Origin of the sequence: Flavobacterium sp., from assembly GCF_031423415.1 — a bacterium.
In the GTDB taxonomy this organism is placed as follows: domain Bacteria; phylum Bacteroidota; class Bacteroidia; order Flavobacteriales; family Flavobacteriaceae; genus Flavobacterium.
This window is the reverse complement of the sequence record NZ_JANPFL010000039.1, coordinates 12,882-28,251: the sequence shown is the minus strand read 5'-3', so window position 1 is coordinate 28,251 and position 15,370 is coordinate 12,882. Positions and strand designations below refer to the sequence as shown.

General features: G+C 31.2%; 21 protein-coding genes. 2 read left to right on the top strand and 19 right to left on the bottom strand.

Annotated elements, in window-relative coordinates; genetic code table 11:
* A partial coding sequence (locus tag RMO83_RS04310; protein ID WP_310558446.1) for a multicopper oxidase domain-containing protein occupies nucleotides 1-1,066 on the top strand: 1,066 nt, incomplete at its 5' end.
* An 11-nt stretch (nucleotides 1,067-1,077) separates the two neighbouring features.
* Entirely contained in the window at nucleotides 1,078-1,683 is a 606-nt protein-coding gene (locus tag RMO83_RS04305) for a 2,3-bisphosphoglycerate-dependent phosphoglycerate mutase (protein WP_310558445.1), read from the top strand.
* A 129-nt stretch (nucleotides 1,684-1,812) separates the two neighbouring features.
* Here the strand turns inward: RMO83_RS04305 and RMO83_RS04300 are convergent, their stop codons facing one another.
* The 19 genes from RMO83_RS04300 to RMO83_RS04210 form a co-directional block, all read right to left on the bottom strand.
* A complete protein-coding gene (locus tag RMO83_RS04300; RefSeq protein ID WP_310558444.1) occupies nucleotides 1,813-2,169 on the bottom strand; it encodes a hypothetical protein in 357 nt (118 codons plus the stop codon).
* A 10-nt stretch (nucleotides 2,170-2,179) separates the two neighbouring features.
* Nucleotides 2,180-3,067, bottom strand: a complete 888-nt coding sequence (locus RMO83_RS04295) for a J domain-containing protein (protein ID WP_310558443.1) — start codon at nucleotides 3,065-3,067, stop codon at nucleotides 2,180-2,182.
* Between the two features lie 133 nt (nucleotides 3,068-3,200).
* Nucleotides 3,201-3,896: a type 1 glutamine amidotransferase domain-containing protein gene (locus tag RMO83_RS04290; protein ID WP_310558442.1), complete on the bottom strand. Its 696-nt coding sequence runs from the start codon at nucleotides 3,894-3,896 to the stop codon at nucleotides 3,201-3,203.
* Between the two features lie 8 nt (nucleotides 3,897-3,904).
* Nucleotides 3,905-4,414 carry a pyridoxamine 5'-phosphate oxidase family protein gene (locus tag RMO83_RS04285; RefSeq protein ID WP_310558441.1) on the bottom strand — a complete coding sequence of 170 codons (510 nt, stop codon included), beginning with the start codon at nucleotides 4,412-4,414 and terminating at the stop codon, nucleotides 3,905-3,907.
* A 183-nt stretch (nucleotides 4,415-4,597) separates the two neighbouring features.
* Nucleotides 4,598-5,014: an OsmC family protein gene (locus tag RMO83_RS04280; RefSeq protein ID WP_310558440.1), complete on the bottom strand. Its 417-nt coding sequence runs from the start codon at nucleotides 5,012-5,014 to the stop codon at nucleotides 4,598-4,600.
* 12 nt (nucleotides 5,015-5,026) lie between these two features.
* Complete coding sequence (locus tag RMO83_RS04275; protein WP_310558439.1) at nucleotides 5,027-6,019, bottom strand: 2-hydroxyacid dehydrogenase; 993 nt, start codon at nucleotides 6,017-6,019, stop codon at nucleotides 5,027-5,029.
* Complete coding sequence (locus RMO83_RS04270) at nucleotides 6,016-6,354, bottom strand: hypothetical protein (protein WP_310558438.1); 339 nt, start codon at nucleotides 6,352-6,354, stop codon at nucleotides 6,016-6,018. Before RMO83_RS04270 ends, RMO83_RS04275 begins: the two co-directional genes overlap by 4 nt.
* A gap of 98 nt (nucleotides 6,355-6,452) precedes the next feature.
* Nucleotides 6,453-6,674, bottom strand: a complete 222-nt coding sequence (locus RMO83_RS04265) for an SHOCT domain-containing protein (RefSeq protein ID WP_310558437.1) — start codon at nucleotides 6,672-6,674, stop codon at nucleotides 6,453-6,455.
* A gap of 31 nt (nucleotides 6,675-6,705) precedes the next feature.
* Nucleotides 6,706-7,179, bottom strand: a complete 474-nt coding sequence (locus RMO83_RS04260; protein ID WP_310558436.1) for a DNA starvation/stationary phase protection protein — start codon at nucleotides 7,177-7,179, stop codon at nucleotides 6,706-6,708.
* 13 nt (nucleotides 7,180-7,192) lie between these two features.
* Nucleotides 7,193-7,447 carry a DUF892 family protein gene (locus tag RMO83_RS04255; RefSeq protein WP_310558435.1) on the bottom strand — a complete coding sequence of 85 codons (255 nt, stop codon included), beginning with the start codon at nucleotides 7,445-7,447 and terminating at the stop codon, nucleotides 7,193-7,195.
* Nucleotides 7,448-7,452: 5 nt separating this feature from the next.
* Nucleotides 7,453-7,668 (bottom strand): BON domain-containing protein, encoded by a 216-nt coding sequence (locus RMO83_RS04250; RefSeq protein WP_310558434.1) that lies wholly within the window; start codon nucleotides 7,666-7,668, stop codon nucleotides 7,453-7,455.
* 105 nt (nucleotides 7,669-7,773) lie between these two features.
* Nucleotides 7,774-7,965 carry a hypothetical protein gene (locus tag RMO83_RS04245; protein WP_310558433.1) on the bottom strand — a complete coding sequence of 64 codons (192 nt, stop codon included), beginning with the start codon at nucleotides 7,963-7,965 and terminating at the stop codon, nucleotides 7,774-7,776.
* A gap of 19 nt (nucleotides 7,966-7,984) precedes the next feature.
* The gene (locus tag RMO83_RS04240) at nucleotides 7,985-8,476 is read right to left on the bottom strand and encodes a response regulator (protein WP_310558432.1); all 492 of its coding nucleotides are present in this window, start codon (nucleotides 8,474-8,476) and stop codon (nucleotides 7,985-7,987) included.
* A gap of 11 nt (nucleotides 8,477-8,487) precedes the next feature.
* Entirely contained in the window at nucleotides 8,488-8,637 is a 150-nt protein-coding gene (locus RMO83_RS04235) for a hypothetical protein (protein ID WP_310558431.1), read from the bottom strand.
* Nucleotides 8,638-8,648: 11 nt separating this feature from the next.
* A complete protein-coding gene (locus RMO83_RS04230; RefSeq protein ID WP_310558430.1) occupies nucleotides 8,649-11,021 on the bottom strand; it encodes a glycosyltransferase in 2,373 nt (790 codons plus the stop codon).
* 1 nt (nucleotide 11,022) lies between these two features.
* Nucleotides 11,023-12,054, bottom strand: a complete 1,032-nt coding sequence (locus RMO83_RS04225) for a pesticidal protein Cry7Aa (RefSeq protein ID WP_310558429.1) — start codon at nucleotides 12,052-12,054, stop codon at nucleotides 11,023-11,025.
* A 5-nt stretch (nucleotides 12,055-12,059) separates the two neighbouring features.
* Entirely contained in the window at nucleotides 12,060-12,680 is a 621-nt protein-coding gene (locus RMO83_RS04220) for a DUF305 domain-containing protein (protein WP_310558428.1), read from the bottom strand.
* 193 nt (nucleotides 12,681-12,873) lie between these two features.
* Nucleotides 12,874-13,572 carry a hypothetical protein gene (locus RMO83_RS04215; RefSeq protein ID WP_310558427.1) on the bottom strand — a complete coding sequence of 233 codons (699 nt, stop codon included), beginning with the start codon at nucleotides 13,570-13,572 and terminating at the stop codon, nucleotides 12,874-12,876.
* A gap of 181 nt (nucleotides 13,573-13,753) precedes the next feature.
* Entirely contained in the window at nucleotides 13,754-15,226 is a 1,473-nt protein-coding gene (locus tag RMO83_RS04210; protein WP_310558426.1) for an OmpA family protein, read from the bottom strand.
* Nucleotides 15,227-15,370: the final 144 nt, after the last annotated feature.

Genomic DNA, 15,370 nt, shown 5'->3' with positions numbered 1-15,370 from the left:
CCGTCCGTCAGGCGGAACCGAAGACGATTATAACAGCAATAAACTTTCGGATATTGTAACCCTAAATTATGCAATGTTAAAATCGCCAACCAAAACAACGCTTCCTAAAGATGCTCCAGTAAAAGAATTAAAATTTGAACTCACAGGAAATATGAACCGTTACGTTTGGAGTTTAGACAATAAAGTAGTTTCCGAAACGGACAAAATTTTAATCAAAAAAGGCGAAAATGTACGGATCACAATTTACAACGGTTCAATGATGCGACACCCAATGCACTTGCACGGACACGATTTTAGAATTATAAACGGGCAAGGCGATTACGCACCTCTCAAAAACATCATTGACATTATGCCAATGGAAACCGATGTTTTAGAATTCAATGCCAATGTTGAGGGCGATTGGTTTTTTCATTGTCATATCCTTTACCATATGATGGCAGGAATGGGCAGAGTTTTTACTTATGAAAATCAAGCACCAAATCCATTAATTCCAAATCCAAAATTAGCCCAAAGGAAATTATTTGCCGAAGACAGAAAATTTCATTTTATGGCAGAAAATGATTTTGCAACCAACGGAAACGACGGAATGGCAATGTTTTGCAACACACGATGGAGTTTTGGCACAGAATGGCGTTTGGGTTACAATGAACATCACGGCTACGAAACAGAAACTCATATTGGACGATATATTGGAAAAATGCAATGGATAATGCCTTTTGTTGGCTTCGATTGGAGATACAGAAAAATGGAAGATGGCGAAACAGAAAAAAACCTTTTCGGGCAAGGAAGCACCAAAGATGAACGTTCAGTTTTTAGTGCAGGATTAGAATATACAATACCAATGCTCATAAAAGCGCAAGCCGAAGTTTTTACAGATGGTAATTTCAGATTACAATTTGAACGAATGGATATTCCAGTTTCTAAACGCCTTCGAATGAACTTAATGTGGAATACTGATAAAGAATACATGGCAGGATTTCGTTACATAATTAAACGAAATTTTGGCGTAACAACCCATTATGACAGCGATATGGGAATAGGATTTGGAGCGAGTTTGAATTATTAAAATACCCATTTATGTCAACGCTTATTTTAATCCGTCACGGACAATCGATTTACAATTTAGAAAACCGATTTACAGGAAGTTTAGATGTGGATTTAACAGCATTAGGCAAACAAGAATCTGAATTGGCTGCGCAGAAAATAATGAATTTTAAATTCGATTTTGCCTATACATCAACTCTAAAAAGAGCGAAAGAAAGTTTGCAAATTATTCTCACCACAATACATCAAAACAATATTAAAATTATAGCAAACCAAGCCTTAAACGAAAGGAATTATGGCAGTTTACAAGGTTTAAATAAAGCCGAAACGATTGCCAAATGCGGTTTTAAACAAGTTGAAATTTGGAGAAGAAGTTATAATATTCGCCCGCCAGAAGGCGAAAGTTTGGAAGATACTTACAACAGAACAATTTCGTTTTATAAACTTGAAATTGAATCAAAATTGAAATCGAATAAAACAATATTGATTGTCGCTCACGGCAATAGTTTACGCGCTTTGGTGATGTATTTAGAAAATATTAGCCAAGAAGAAATTTGTAATTTGAATATTCCAACTGGAGTACCAAAAAAATATATTTTTGATGAAAATTTGAAGATTTTGGAAGTGAGGTATTTGTGAAATTGTGTAATTAAATTTATTGTATTTTGTTATCCTGCAAGGTCTTTTTTGATATTGTAGATCTAAAATTCAAAACACTAAATACCTACAAGGTAAAAAAAGACCTTGTAGGATTGTTAATTTTTTTTTTCAATTATCAGCCAATTTCCATAACCAAATGGCTTTTTTTTGATTCAATTTTTGGAATTGCATAACCACCAAATTAAATCCTTTTTTACTCATTCGCCATTCGGTATTTATTATTTTATAATCTACATCAAAAACATAAATTTTCTTAAAATGGTATTTACTTTCAATACCAACCAAATGACAAATTGATATGGCATTTTTTATAGATTCATCAATTTCATCATTTGAAATATCATTAATTAATTGTAAATCGAAACTAGTATATTGCAGTTTTGAATACAAAATAGATTCTTTCAATTCCTTTAGAAATGATAAATAATTTTCGGTTGCATAAGGAACAATTGCGTGGTTTTTCATTTGTATGGTTTTAAGAAATTGCTTTTAGTTCTTCGAATAATTTTTTTTGTTTGTCAGTCAATTTTTCTGGAATTTGTATTTGAATCAAAACATAAAAATCACCAAAAGCGCCAATTTTTTCATAAACTGGCATTCCTTTTCCTTTCAGTCTAATGGTTTTTCCGTTTTGAGTTCCAACCTCAATTTTTATTTTTAGTTTGCCTGATAAAGTTTCAATAATTACTTGGTTTCCTAAAACGGCATCATACAAATCGATGTTTTTAGTTAAGTACAAATCATCTCCTTTTCGGATAAATTTCGGATTATTAGCAACACGAATTCTAACAAATAAATCACCGCGATTGGCATCAGAACTGCCTTTTGCACCTTTGTTTTTGATTCGTAATTGTTGGTCTGTGTAAGCACCCGGTTTTGTTGTAACCCGAAGTTTTTCGTTTTCTAGTTGAATAATTCGGCTTGTTCCAGAATAAGCTTCTTCGAGCGAAATTTCCATTTCAGTTTCGTAGTCGCCGCCTTTTCTGGATTGGTTTTGTTGTTGATTTCCGCCACGTTGTTGTGCAAAAAACTGTTCGAAAAAATCAGAAAAATTTTCTTGGTTTCCGCCACCAAAACCTTGATTTGATTGTCGAGATTGTTGGTTTGGATTTCGTTGTTGGCTTTGGGCTTGTTGGTTTTGTTGCCAATTTTCTCCTAATTCATCGTATTGTTTTCGTTTTTCGGGATTTCCTAAAACTTCGTTGGCTTCGTTGACTAATTTAAAACGTTCTTCGGCTTTTTTATCATTCAAATTTTTATCAGGATGATTTTTTTTTGCCAAAGTTCGGTACGCCTTTTTCACTTCGGCAGGTGTGGCTTTTTTATCAATTTCTAATATTTTATAATAATCTTTATAATCCACGATAGATTTTTTTGTAAATATTTAGAATTCAAATTTTACCTTAAAGGTTTGTTTTATTTGCCATCTCGTCCCAAAAGACGAGACAAAGGCTCGAAGAAAAAAAGTATTGATTTTTTGTTTATTTAAATAGTTTCTATTTTTTTAAAACTGCCAACAATTCATTTGCTACTGCCACCGACGAACCAGGATTTTGACCTGTAATTAGCAAACCGTCTTTCACAACATTACTTGCCCAATCTTCTTTTTTAGAATAAATTCCGCCTTTCTTTTTAAGTTCATCTTCAAGTAAAAACGGGACAATTTTATCCAGTTTTACTGCAACTTCTTCGGTGTTAGAAAATCCAGTTACTTTTTTGCCTTTGACTAAATAATCTCCATTTTCATCTTTTACATTCAATAAAACTGATGGCGAATGGCAAACTGTGGCAATAGGTTTCTTGGCATCCCAAAATTCTTCAAGCAATGCAATTGAGTATTTATCGATTACTAAATCCCATAAAGGTCCATGTCCGCCAGGATAAAAAATGGCATCGAAATCGTCAGACGAAACCTCTTCTAAGATTTTGGTATTTGCCATTAATTGTAATAAATCTTTATCGTTTTTATAACGAATTGTTGCTTCGGTTTGGTTTTCTGGAGCATCGCTTTTTGGATCAATTGGTGGTTGTCCGCCTTTGGGTGATGCTAAAACAATTTCTGCACCAGCTTCGTTAAAAATATAATATGGAGCCGCAAATTCTTCTATCCAAAAACCTGTTTTCCCTTCTGAGTTTGCCAATTGTGTATGTCCTAATTGGTTGTGCGATGTGAGTACGATTAATATTTTCATAATATAATTTAAATTTTTATTTTACCTTCATTTGCGTCAACGTAATCATTTCCTGTAATTAATGAGCCAATCATTTTAATAAAATTGACCATTTTTCCTCCTTCACTATCCCAATAATAAGCTGTTTTCACAGCAACTTTTATTAGTGAAATATTCGTGTCATCAACTCCATCTTTAAACCAAATTTTAAGAACTGGATTCCATAACTCTTCCATTTTTGCTTTATCTAGAACAATTTCTGCTTCGCAATTTGCTGACAAAAAAGCATTATTTTCTGGACTTGAAAAATACAATTGAATATTTTCATCTACTTTTATATCTCGATTTCTATCGCTGTTTAAACCACTAAAAAACCAAATATTCCCATCTTCATCTACTTTTTGAGTAGTCATAATTGTTGAATTTGTAGCGTTTTGGTTTTTCAAATCGGTGCAAAAAAAACAAAATTTGATTGTATCAACCAATTTTTGTAATTTTAATATTCCTTCTTTTTGTTCTAAATTTTCTATATTTGACATTGTTTTTTTATTAATTAATAGTAAAAATAAAATTCTGAATAATCATTTTTTTTATTGATTAACAATTATCTAACTCGTGTACCTTTTCGTTGGTCACAGGCGGAAAGTTGGAAAACCCCTAGTGTTTTAGATGTTGTTGTGCCAACTTGGCAAATCAATAAAAATGATTAAACAGAATTTAGTTTAAATTTCAAAATGTACTTCGGAAGTTATTGGAATATTTAATACTTTAGAAATCAAACAGTTTTGTTCGGCATCTTTTGTGATGGTTGCAAATTCTTCCGCATTTATTCCAGGAACTGAACCCGTAATATTCAAATGAATTCCTGTAATTGACAAACCTTCCATCATTAAAGTGGCTTCGGTGTCCAATTTATTGGCTGTAATTCCTTTTGCCCCAAGCATTGACGAAACTGCCATTGTAAAACATCCAGCATGCGCTGCCGCCAATAATTCTTCTGGATTTGTGCCTTTTTCACCTTCTTCAAAACGGGTTTTGAAATTGTAATTTGTATTTTCTAGAACGCCACTTTGTGTCGATAAAGTTCCTTTTCCTTCTTTGAGATTTCCTTCCCAATGTGCTTTTGCTGTTCGTATCATATTGCTGTTTTTTTAAATTTTAACTTCGTTTTCTAAAACTCGATTATCTTCAAAATCGGTAAAGTTTTTTATTGTTATTTTGGCAATTTCTGTTACTGCTTCTTGCGTATAAAATGCTTGATGTGGCGTTATTAAAACATTATTGAATGATGATAATCGTCCGAAAACATCATCTTTTATCACAGATTGCGAACGGTCTTTAAAAAATATATCGCTTTCGTTTTCATAAACATCGATTCCTAAATATCCGATTTTTTCGCTTTTTAATGCTTCAATTGCATCTTCGGCATTGATAATTGTGCCACGACTTGTGTTAATAATCATTGTGCCTTTTTTGATTTTGTCAAAGACTTTTCTATCAAATAAATGATTGGTAGCCTCGTTTAACGGACAATGAATGGAAATAATGTCTGATTCTGAAAGCAGTTCATCAAAGGTTTTGAAATGAACACCAGATTGTTTCATTTGTTCGTTTTCTTTGATATCAAATGCAATAATTTTACAACCAAAACCCAACATTATAGAACAAAATGCACGACCAATTTTTCCTGTTCCCACAACTCCAATTGTTTTTCCATAAAGATTAAAACCCATTAAATTTTGCAATGAAAAATTATTTTCATGCACCTGATTATAGGCTTTGTGGGTTTTTCTATTTAATGTCATAATTAATGCTACGGCGTGTTCAGCAACTGCTTGTGGAGAATAGGCTGGAACTCTCAAAACTTTGATATTGTTTGCTTTTGCTGATTCGATATCAACATTATTGTAACCTGCACTTCGCAAATCAATTAATTTTACATCAAGTTTTGCTAATTTCTCGATACAGTTTTTATCGATTTTATCGGTTACAAATACACAAACTGCTGTAAAACCTTTTGCTAAATCTGCTGAATCAGCATTTAATGATTCTTCGAAAAAAACCAATTCGTGTTTTAAATCAATATTGTATTTATTGAAATATTCACGTTCGTAAAATTGTGTTCCAAAAACCGCAACTTTCATTGATTATCTTCTTCTAAATCGTTATGATTGTCGCCACCAATACTGTAACCATTATTCTCCTCGTCTTCGCTTCCAATGTTTTCTTGATCGTCATCAAGTTCAGAGCCTGGAATGTCTAAATCATCGCCAGACTTATCTTGATCGAAATTTTTTTCGCTCCAAATTGGTGTTTTATCAATTTGGATAATCTCTTTTTTCTTGGCAATATTTTCGGGATCGATGTCAAATTCCTTGTTGAATTTGTTATAAATATCTTCACTTTCAGGATATTTTGGATAGCCGTCTTTATCTAATTGCTCGTTTGATGCTTTTGGAAATTTTTCTGATTTATTCATAATCATATTTTTTTAAAACCATTAAGTAATTAAGGATCATTAAGTTGGATTTTATTAAAAGACCTAACAGGTTTTAAAAACCTGTTAGGATTGTAAAATTATTTTCTAAACTCCGATTCTAATATTTTTTTCTTCTCATGATATTCTGCTTCTGAGATGTGCCCGTCTGCATATCGTTTTTGTAAAATGTCATAAGCGGAATCTTTTTTTCGTCTTTGTCCAGGAATATCATACGGAATGGCGAAAATCCAAAATAATAAAACAACCCAAATTCCCCACCAAATTACATTCATTCCCCAGTAATAATTTTCGTAATACATAATCTTATTTTTTAATTGTTAATTTTAAATTTTAACTCAAATATCTACGCAAAATCCAAGCAATTGATTCGTGTTGTTGTAAGATTCCTGTAAGCAAATCGGCACTTCCGACATCGTGACATTCGTCGGCGCAAACGTCGATATCTTTTCGTAATTCAGAAATTATCATTTCGTGGTCTGATAAAAGTTCAGATATCATTGCTTTTTGAACAGGATATTTATTTGGATGTTCGACAATTCTTGATAGCAATGTAAATTCGTTCATTGTACCAATTGTTTTGCCTCCAAGTTTGTTAATTCTTTCGGCAACTTCGTCAATAATAATTTCTAATTCGGAATATTGTTTTTCGAAAAGTTTGTGCAACTCCATAAAACTTTCTCCAGCCACATTCCAATGAAATTTTCTAGTTTTTATGTATAAAGTCATTTCGTCTGATAAAAAGACAGACAATAAATCGATGCTTTTTTGTAAATTAATTTCTGACATTCCTATTTTTGGTATCATAAATATGTATTATTTAGTTTTTTATTGGTTCTTTTAATGATTTGAAAAGTGTTTCTAAACGCAGTAAATGTTCTTGAGTGAATTTTAAATGTTTGGTTAATCCATTTGCAATTTTTGATGTTCTTGCATTTAATATCATTACTGGTAATGATAGATTCAGCTTTTTTTCTGCATTATAAATCGACATTAATTCATCTATAAAGACATTACAATCTTCATGAGATTTATCTTTATTTATGTTTTCAAGAATATGGTTTTTTACTATCATAAATTCTAATTTTCGTTTTCTATAGATAATTCGTTATTTACTGATATAACACCAAATGTATTCCAAGCAATTTCCTCTATTTTATCTTTTTCGTCATAAGTTTTTACAATTCCCTTCAACGTAACTTCGTTTCCAAAAACATCAATTTCAATTTTATGAGTTGCTAAATTTGTGTCTAAATTGTTTTCTACTTTTTCTTTTAAAATTTGATTTATTTCCATTATTAGGTCTTAATTTGTATGATTTTATAAGATGTAAAATTATGAGATATTAAAAATCAATGTGTTATATAACTTTTAGAATGTTTTGTAATATTCATAGATTCTTTAATGCATGTTTAACATTCCAATAAAAATGAAAATTCCGATGACAGCAAATACGAAAATTAAATAGATAAAAAATTGGCTTACACCATATCGCATTTCAAGATATTTTGCAGGATATGCTATTTTTTCTAAAAATGTGGGTTGTACTTTTTTTTCTGAATTCGTATTGTTAATTTGCTTATTTGCTTTCATTGTTAGTTACCTTATTTATTTACGCTAATAAATTCATTCCTATAAAAACTACAATTCCAATAATGATGAAATAGGCAATAAAAATGGCGAGTATTTTATTAATTCCAAACCGTTCTACTAGTATTCTTACTGGATAGTTTAGTATTTTATAAATGACTAAAAAAAGTTCCCTTTTAGATTGCTCCCCTTTAATAATGACACTTTTTGCTCCATTTCTTAATGCATCAATTGCAATTCCAATATCTTCATCACTAGAAAGAATAATGACTTCGGTGTTTGAATTTATTTTTTTAATTTCAAGCACCAATAGATCTGCTTTTTCACCTTTCAAATCATAGTCCAGAATTACAATTGCTGTATTGGCATCAATCTTATTAAGAAGTGTTTCTCTATTTATAACGGCTGAAATTGTAAGGGAATTTGAAAATCTTTTTTCTAAAAAATTTACAATCCTATTTGATGACCACGGATCGTCTTCCAGTAGAAATAGATTTTGATTTTGTGTTTGCATTTTTATAAATTTTAAAGTGAATCATTATCACCAAATTCATTCAACTTTTTTCTAATAGTTTGTTTAGAATTATCAGACTTTGTTTTAGAGTTTGCTGCTTCTGTTTTTTTCTTAGCATCGCTTTTTTTGGGAGCAATAATCTGTGTTTTTTTAGTTGCCATACTATTTAGTTTTATAACGTTATTATTTGATTAGAAAATTTTAAATTTGAATAATTCTTTGTGCTTATTTTGCTTTTGTCTTTAAAATATTTTTCGATGGTTAATCTTGCCATCAAGTAACTAACAGTAGATTCTGCGCCTTGATTCAAATTGATATATGTGTCCTCTAACCCATCATAACAACCACCTGTACAGGGATTGTAAACTATTTGTTGCAAATGATTTTTACCCAAAAACCAATTGAAAGCAATTTCCATTTTTTCTAGATAATCTTCCTCTTGAAAAGTTTCATAAAATTTGCTCAATGCTATTATTGAGTATGCTACATCTATAGGTTGTTCTCCTCCAATTTTGTTCACGTTTAAGTTGTTATTATGCAACCAACCTTTGTTTGAAATTACGTTTATTTGATTTTTATTAAAAATTTTAGACAATAAAAAATCAAAAGAAGTTTTTGCAATTTCTTTATAAACCAAATTATCGGTTGCCAAATAAGCACACAACATTGCTTCGGGCAAAATGCTGTTTCCATAAGTTAAATAACTTTCGAACCAATGCCAATCTTCCTTATTTTCGTGTTTGTACATTTGAACTAATTTATCGGTCAAATGTTTTAAAACCCGAATATTATCGTCAGAATAATGACAAGAATTGTTATAATAAATACCTTTTATAATAAATGCCATCGCTCTAGGCGAATTAATTTTACAAACATTTATTAGTGATAATTGAAAAGTTTTTAGTATATCGGCAGCAAGATTATCCGGTAATAAGTGACATATTGAAGATAAATATCCCAACGACCAAATGGCGCGACCATTTGAATCGGCTAGGTTTTCTGAGTTTTGTTTTGTGAATTTTTTATCGACATCAACATAGTTTAAAAAATAACCTTCTGGTTGCAAACAATATTTTATAAAATTGAAATATTTACGAATGTATTCTAAATCATTAGCATCATTTTTAAACTCATAATGTTGACACATTGCTACTAAAGCACGAGCATTATCGTCTAAAGTATAACCTGTCCTAATGTCAGGTTGATTGATGATTGAAAACTGAATCATTCCAAATTTTGTTGTTAAATTTTTGAAATGATTTAGGTTAATTTCTGGAATTTTATAATGCAAATTTATTTTTTCTTCACTAATTCTTTCAAATAATAAAGCATGTGCGATAGCAGAATTTTCCCAAGCTGTTGGAGCTAGTTTGTGAATTCCGTTTGATGAAATCTGGCTACGAAGTTGTTCATTATCTAACAAATGGTTGACTTGTTCTGCCAATTGTTTTGGATTTTCGAAATCGATAATAATTCCTGTTCCATTTTGTAAAACCTCAACAGCATGCGGAATTGGGGTAGAAATAATTGGGCAACCACAACTAATTGCATAAGAGAAAGTTCCAGAAACGGCTTGGTTTCTGTCTTTGGAAGTAAACAGATAAATATCCGTAAGTTGTAAGTATTCAAGCAATTGATCTAATGGTAAATATTGATTTATAAATTTTACATATTTATTGAGTTGCAGAGCTGAAATTTTTGCTTCAAGAGTTGAACGGTATTTTTCTCCCTCTTTTTTTACCACATTTGGATGTGTTTTTCCAATGACCAAAAATAAAACTTCTGGATGTTGTTTTACAATTGCGCGTAAAGCATTTATGGAAGTTTCAATACATTTTCCCGAGCTTAATAACCCGAAAGTGGAAATTATTTTGCGTCCCGTAAAGCCATATTTTTCTTTTAAAACGTCTTTATTTGTGTGTTCTACCAAGTGTGTTCCGTGCGGAATTACTGCAATTTTTTCGTTAACAACTGCATAATCATCAACTAATAATTTAGCAGAAGATTTAGTCATTACTATAAAAGATTCAACTATTTGGTCTATTTTTTGAACGTTTTCTTTTAACAATGCATCAGGATTTGGCAAAACAGTATGAAAAGCTATACTTATAGGCTTGTTTAATGACTTTAAAAAAGCAATAAAATCTGCTTCGTTTGATCTAAACAAACCAAATTCGTGCTGAATTAAAACCATCGAAATATTGGGATTATCGTTAATATTTTCGGCTAATTCTATATAAGAATTTTGATTATCGGTTTCAAGAACAAAATCAACTTTTTCGTTATAAACATAGTTGTCCTCTTTATTTTCTAAAGCACAAATTTTAATATCAAATGACCTTTGAAATTTGTTATTTAAAGCAAAAATTAAATCTTGCGAATAAGTTGCAATACCACATTCTCGAGGCGGATATGAGGTTATACATAAAATTTCGGGCAAAATATTTTGACTTTCTATGAAAATAGATTTAGAAATCGCTGTTCTTTCATGAATTTTTCTAGTTGAAAAAACATGGTTATTCTTTGTAGCTGTTTTAGTTTGCATTTTATTTTATATTTAGCATTAATTCATTTGTCAACTCTTTTAAACTGATTGATGCACAAGCAATTCGCTCATCGGCGGCACCATAATAAATATATAATTTGTCGTCTAAAACAATCGCTCCTGTTGGAAAACAAACATTGTTTACTTCTCCTTTTAATTCCCAATCGAGCTCTGGTTTAAATAACGGATAGGGCAATCTGGCAAGAACAATTTCAGGTTTTTCTAAATCTAATAATGCGGCACAAGCACAATAGACAAATCCTTTTATACTATCATAAACACCGTGATAAATAAGCAACCAACCTTCTTTGGTTTCAATTGGTGGACAACCGCCGCCGATGTAGCTTATTTCGTGTTTTAATCTCGGATAAAGCATTACATAATCTTTGAATCGCAATAAATAATTTTGCCAAAACTCTGGAGTTAATTCGCTTAATTCATGAACACAAACTATTTGAATATCAGGTTTTATACGATGTATAAAATGTAACATACCATTTATTCGTCGAGGAAAAAAAACTACATTTTTATCCCAAACCAAAACTTTTTTACCATTTTTTTCTTTAATACCCTCGTGTTCGTTGTACCTAAAATATTTTTCATTTAGTTTGCTTTTTGTTCCTGCTAAACGTTTAAATTCGTCAAACATCATATGTGGAACTATAATTCCGTGTTTGGTCCAAGTAATTAAATCTGGAGATGTTGCTAAGGCTCCAAGCGCATTTACACCGTCAAAAGCACAATAAGAGAGATAAAACAAATTGTCAATTCGAACAATTCTGGCATCTTCAACACCATGTTCTTCATATTCGAATTGTGGAAAAATAATGGGAACATCTAATCTTTCTACAACTTCTAAAGGAGTTTTAAATTTGGCATAACCGATACTCGAATAATTCCCTTTTCCAACAGCGCGATAAAACATATGAATGTAATCTCCATAATGAATAACTGCTGGATTCAATACACCTTCGACTTCAAAACCTTGTTCGGATTTGCTGAGAACAATGCCTTCTTTTTTGACTTCTAACATAATTTCTAGTTTTTAGTTTGCCAGTTTTTGAATTCTTCAATTTCAAAGGATTGATCTTCGATAATGTTTTTTGACAATTCTAATAAAACGTTTTCTTTACCAAATTGTAACTGCATCTTTGCCATTGTTACTGCACTTTCGTGATGCGGAATCATCATGGCAACATAATCTTTATCAATGCTTTCATACATTTTAACATCGTTCATTTTACCCATCATCGATTTCATTTCGCTAGCAATTTTGAAACTATTTGAAGTTTGATTATTTGTTGCAAGAACTTCATAATTTTGCAAAAATTGTTTCATTTGTTTGATTTCGATTTCTTGTGCGGCAATAATTCCGTTAGCCATATTTTGAATAGTTTTATCACCTCCTTTTTCAATTGCAACACGGCTCATATCTATTGCCATTTGATGGTGCAAAATCATAAGATTTGCAAAATCATAATCAAAATCACCATTCATTTTTGAGTTGTTCATAGCCATTGTGGTTTTGCTCATTGATTGCATTAATTCGTTTTCCATTGGCATAGAATGGTCCATTTTTGTTTCTTCTGCAGAATCTAACTTTTTACAAGAGCTTAATGTGACAACACTAAAAAGAATAATTATAATTGAAGTTTTCATCTTGAATTTGTTTAAGTATTAATTTTTATAAAGGTTATAAAATACTGCTAATTGATTGTTATATAACTATTTACTAAAGTTATAATATTCCTAGATTTGGACAATAATTGTAAATAAAATGGTTGATTTAAAAACAAAAAAAATGACAATCATTTCTAATTGTCATTCTTCCTTGAATTAATAATTATTATTTTTATTCTTTAGCTTCTTGATTTTCTCTACTCTTTGCTCCTATTCTGTTTGCTTTAAACATAGGTGCTAATTTAAATTTAATAGAAGCAATTTTTCCATTATCTTCTGACGATAAACCTTCTTTTTCGACTGTGTTTTTTCTAGAATCTAAAGCTTCATACATTAATTTAATTTCGTCATAATCTTCTCTAGTAAAGTTTGCCTTATTGTCTTTATACGATTGATAAAAATTATCATAAACCGAAAGAATATTGTCTTTGTTTACCCAGGCAAAACTCATATCGTTCCCAATTTTACCTGCTCCAAACAATCTGTCTCTTAACACTTGTGAAGGACTTGCTTTTACTGGTTGCGCAATATTGTCTAGAACTGGTTCTGCTTCAAGATTGGTTAATGCAATAACTTTATATTCATCATATTTAGCATTTGAAGCATCAATTTTTGCTTGAGAGGTTGGTTTAACATCCTCATCAAGGCTTGATAAAGCATCGTTTGCATTTGTTTTCTTGATTTCAAAATCTTCAGAAATTCTGTCCCAATTTGCCTGTCTATCTTCAGCAGAAACGGTTTTTAATGAATCTACATAGGTTTCTAATTCGCTAATTCGTTGGTCAGCCAAATCCCTTTCTTTGTTTTTACAAGAACCCATTCCTACTAGAATCATTAAAAATAATCCAAATTTTAATACATTTTTTTTCATAATAATTAGGTTTAATAATATTCAATTAAGTTTAAATATCTACTGTAAAACTAAACTGATAGTCGCTTTAAAATGTTACATAATTTTATTATTAAGTTATATAATTATGATTAAACAAAAAAAATGGCTATCAAGATTGACAGCCATTTTTAACCAAAAAACAAAACTTACCTTTAATTATTTAATAATTTGTTTTCAATTCTACTCTACGGTTTTTAGCTTTCCCTAAAGATGTATTATTGGTAGCAACTGGTTTAGTTTCTCCAAATCCAACTGAAATTAATCGAGCGTCTGAAACACCTTTTCCAATAAGGTATTGTCTAACTGATTCAGAACGTTTTTGAGATAAAGTCATGTTAAAATCGTCGGCTCCAACACTATCAGTGTGTCCTTCAATTGTTAAACTAGCACCTTCATATTTGTATAATATTTTTGACAATTCGTCCAGTTGAGATAGTGAAGCTACTTTTAGTTTATCGGAATTATTTTCGAAGAAAATTTTGCTTCCTATGTAGGTTATTCTTACAATATCTGCTTTTGTAATTTCTGGACAACCTTTGTTTGCTGCTGTTCCCTTTGCATTTGGACAACGGTCATCAATATCGGCAACTCCATCACCATCTGCATCAGGGCAACCTTTAAGTCCCATAACTCCTGCTACGTCTGGGCAACGATCCATATCATCCATTACACCATCGCCATCGCTGTCCATAGGACATCCTTTTGCATCTACTCTTGTGCCTTGTTTGGTGTTTGCACATTTATCATCTAAATCGGCAACACCGTCATTATCGGCATCTGGACAACCTTTTAGCGTAAGTTTTCCCGCTTGATCTGGGCAACGGTCTTTAGAGTCTTCTACACCATCATTATCTCTATCAGGACAGCCACTTAATGATTGCGTTCCAGCTGTATCTGGACAAGTGTCAAGATAATCAGCAACACCATCTCCATCACGGTCAAGAGGACAACCCGTTTTATCAACTGCTACTCCTGCAGGAGTGTCTGGGCAGTTGTCTTTTTTGTCAGAAACACCATCTTTATCAGTATCCTTAGAATTACCCATATTGAATGTTAAACCAACCATGTGTGTAACATAAGAATCTTTTTTCTTAAATTCACCATTGGCATTGTCTATACCATCTCGACGATCTTTGTTGGAGAACATGAATGTTTCTTGCAAGTTTAACATAATTTCTGGTGTTAACCTAAAATTGATACCTGCACCAGCTGTTGGTAAAATGTAATCATAATTTTCTGTATGAAAATTCAATTGATTATCAAATATAATAGCTCCAACTCCAGCAAATACATATGGTCTGATAACATATTCGGGGGCTACAATATTAAAACGTAAATTTAGTGATGCCGCATTAAAATCAGATTTAAAACCTGCTGTTGTACCATTATTGTAACCTATTGTACCTTTAGAAAGCAATAAACTTGCGTCGAACAATTTGCTTAAATATCTAGAAACAGATAATCCCCCAAAACCATAAATGGTGTTGCTGGTTTCATACCAATCACGACCTAAATCTCCGTTATATTGTGTTACACCACCGTGTAAACCAACATTCCATTTTTTTTCTTCTGTTTGTGCCCTCAATGTAAATGTAATAGTGATACACATACATAGAATTAGTAATTTTTTCATAATGTTTTATATTTATAATTGTTGGGTACAAAGTTCAGGCAGACATCAAAGTTTTGTGTTATACAATTATTGTTAAAAGTTGTAATATTCGTAGCAACGGAAAAAGTATTAGCTCAAATATTGATTTAAAATTTGAATCCATAA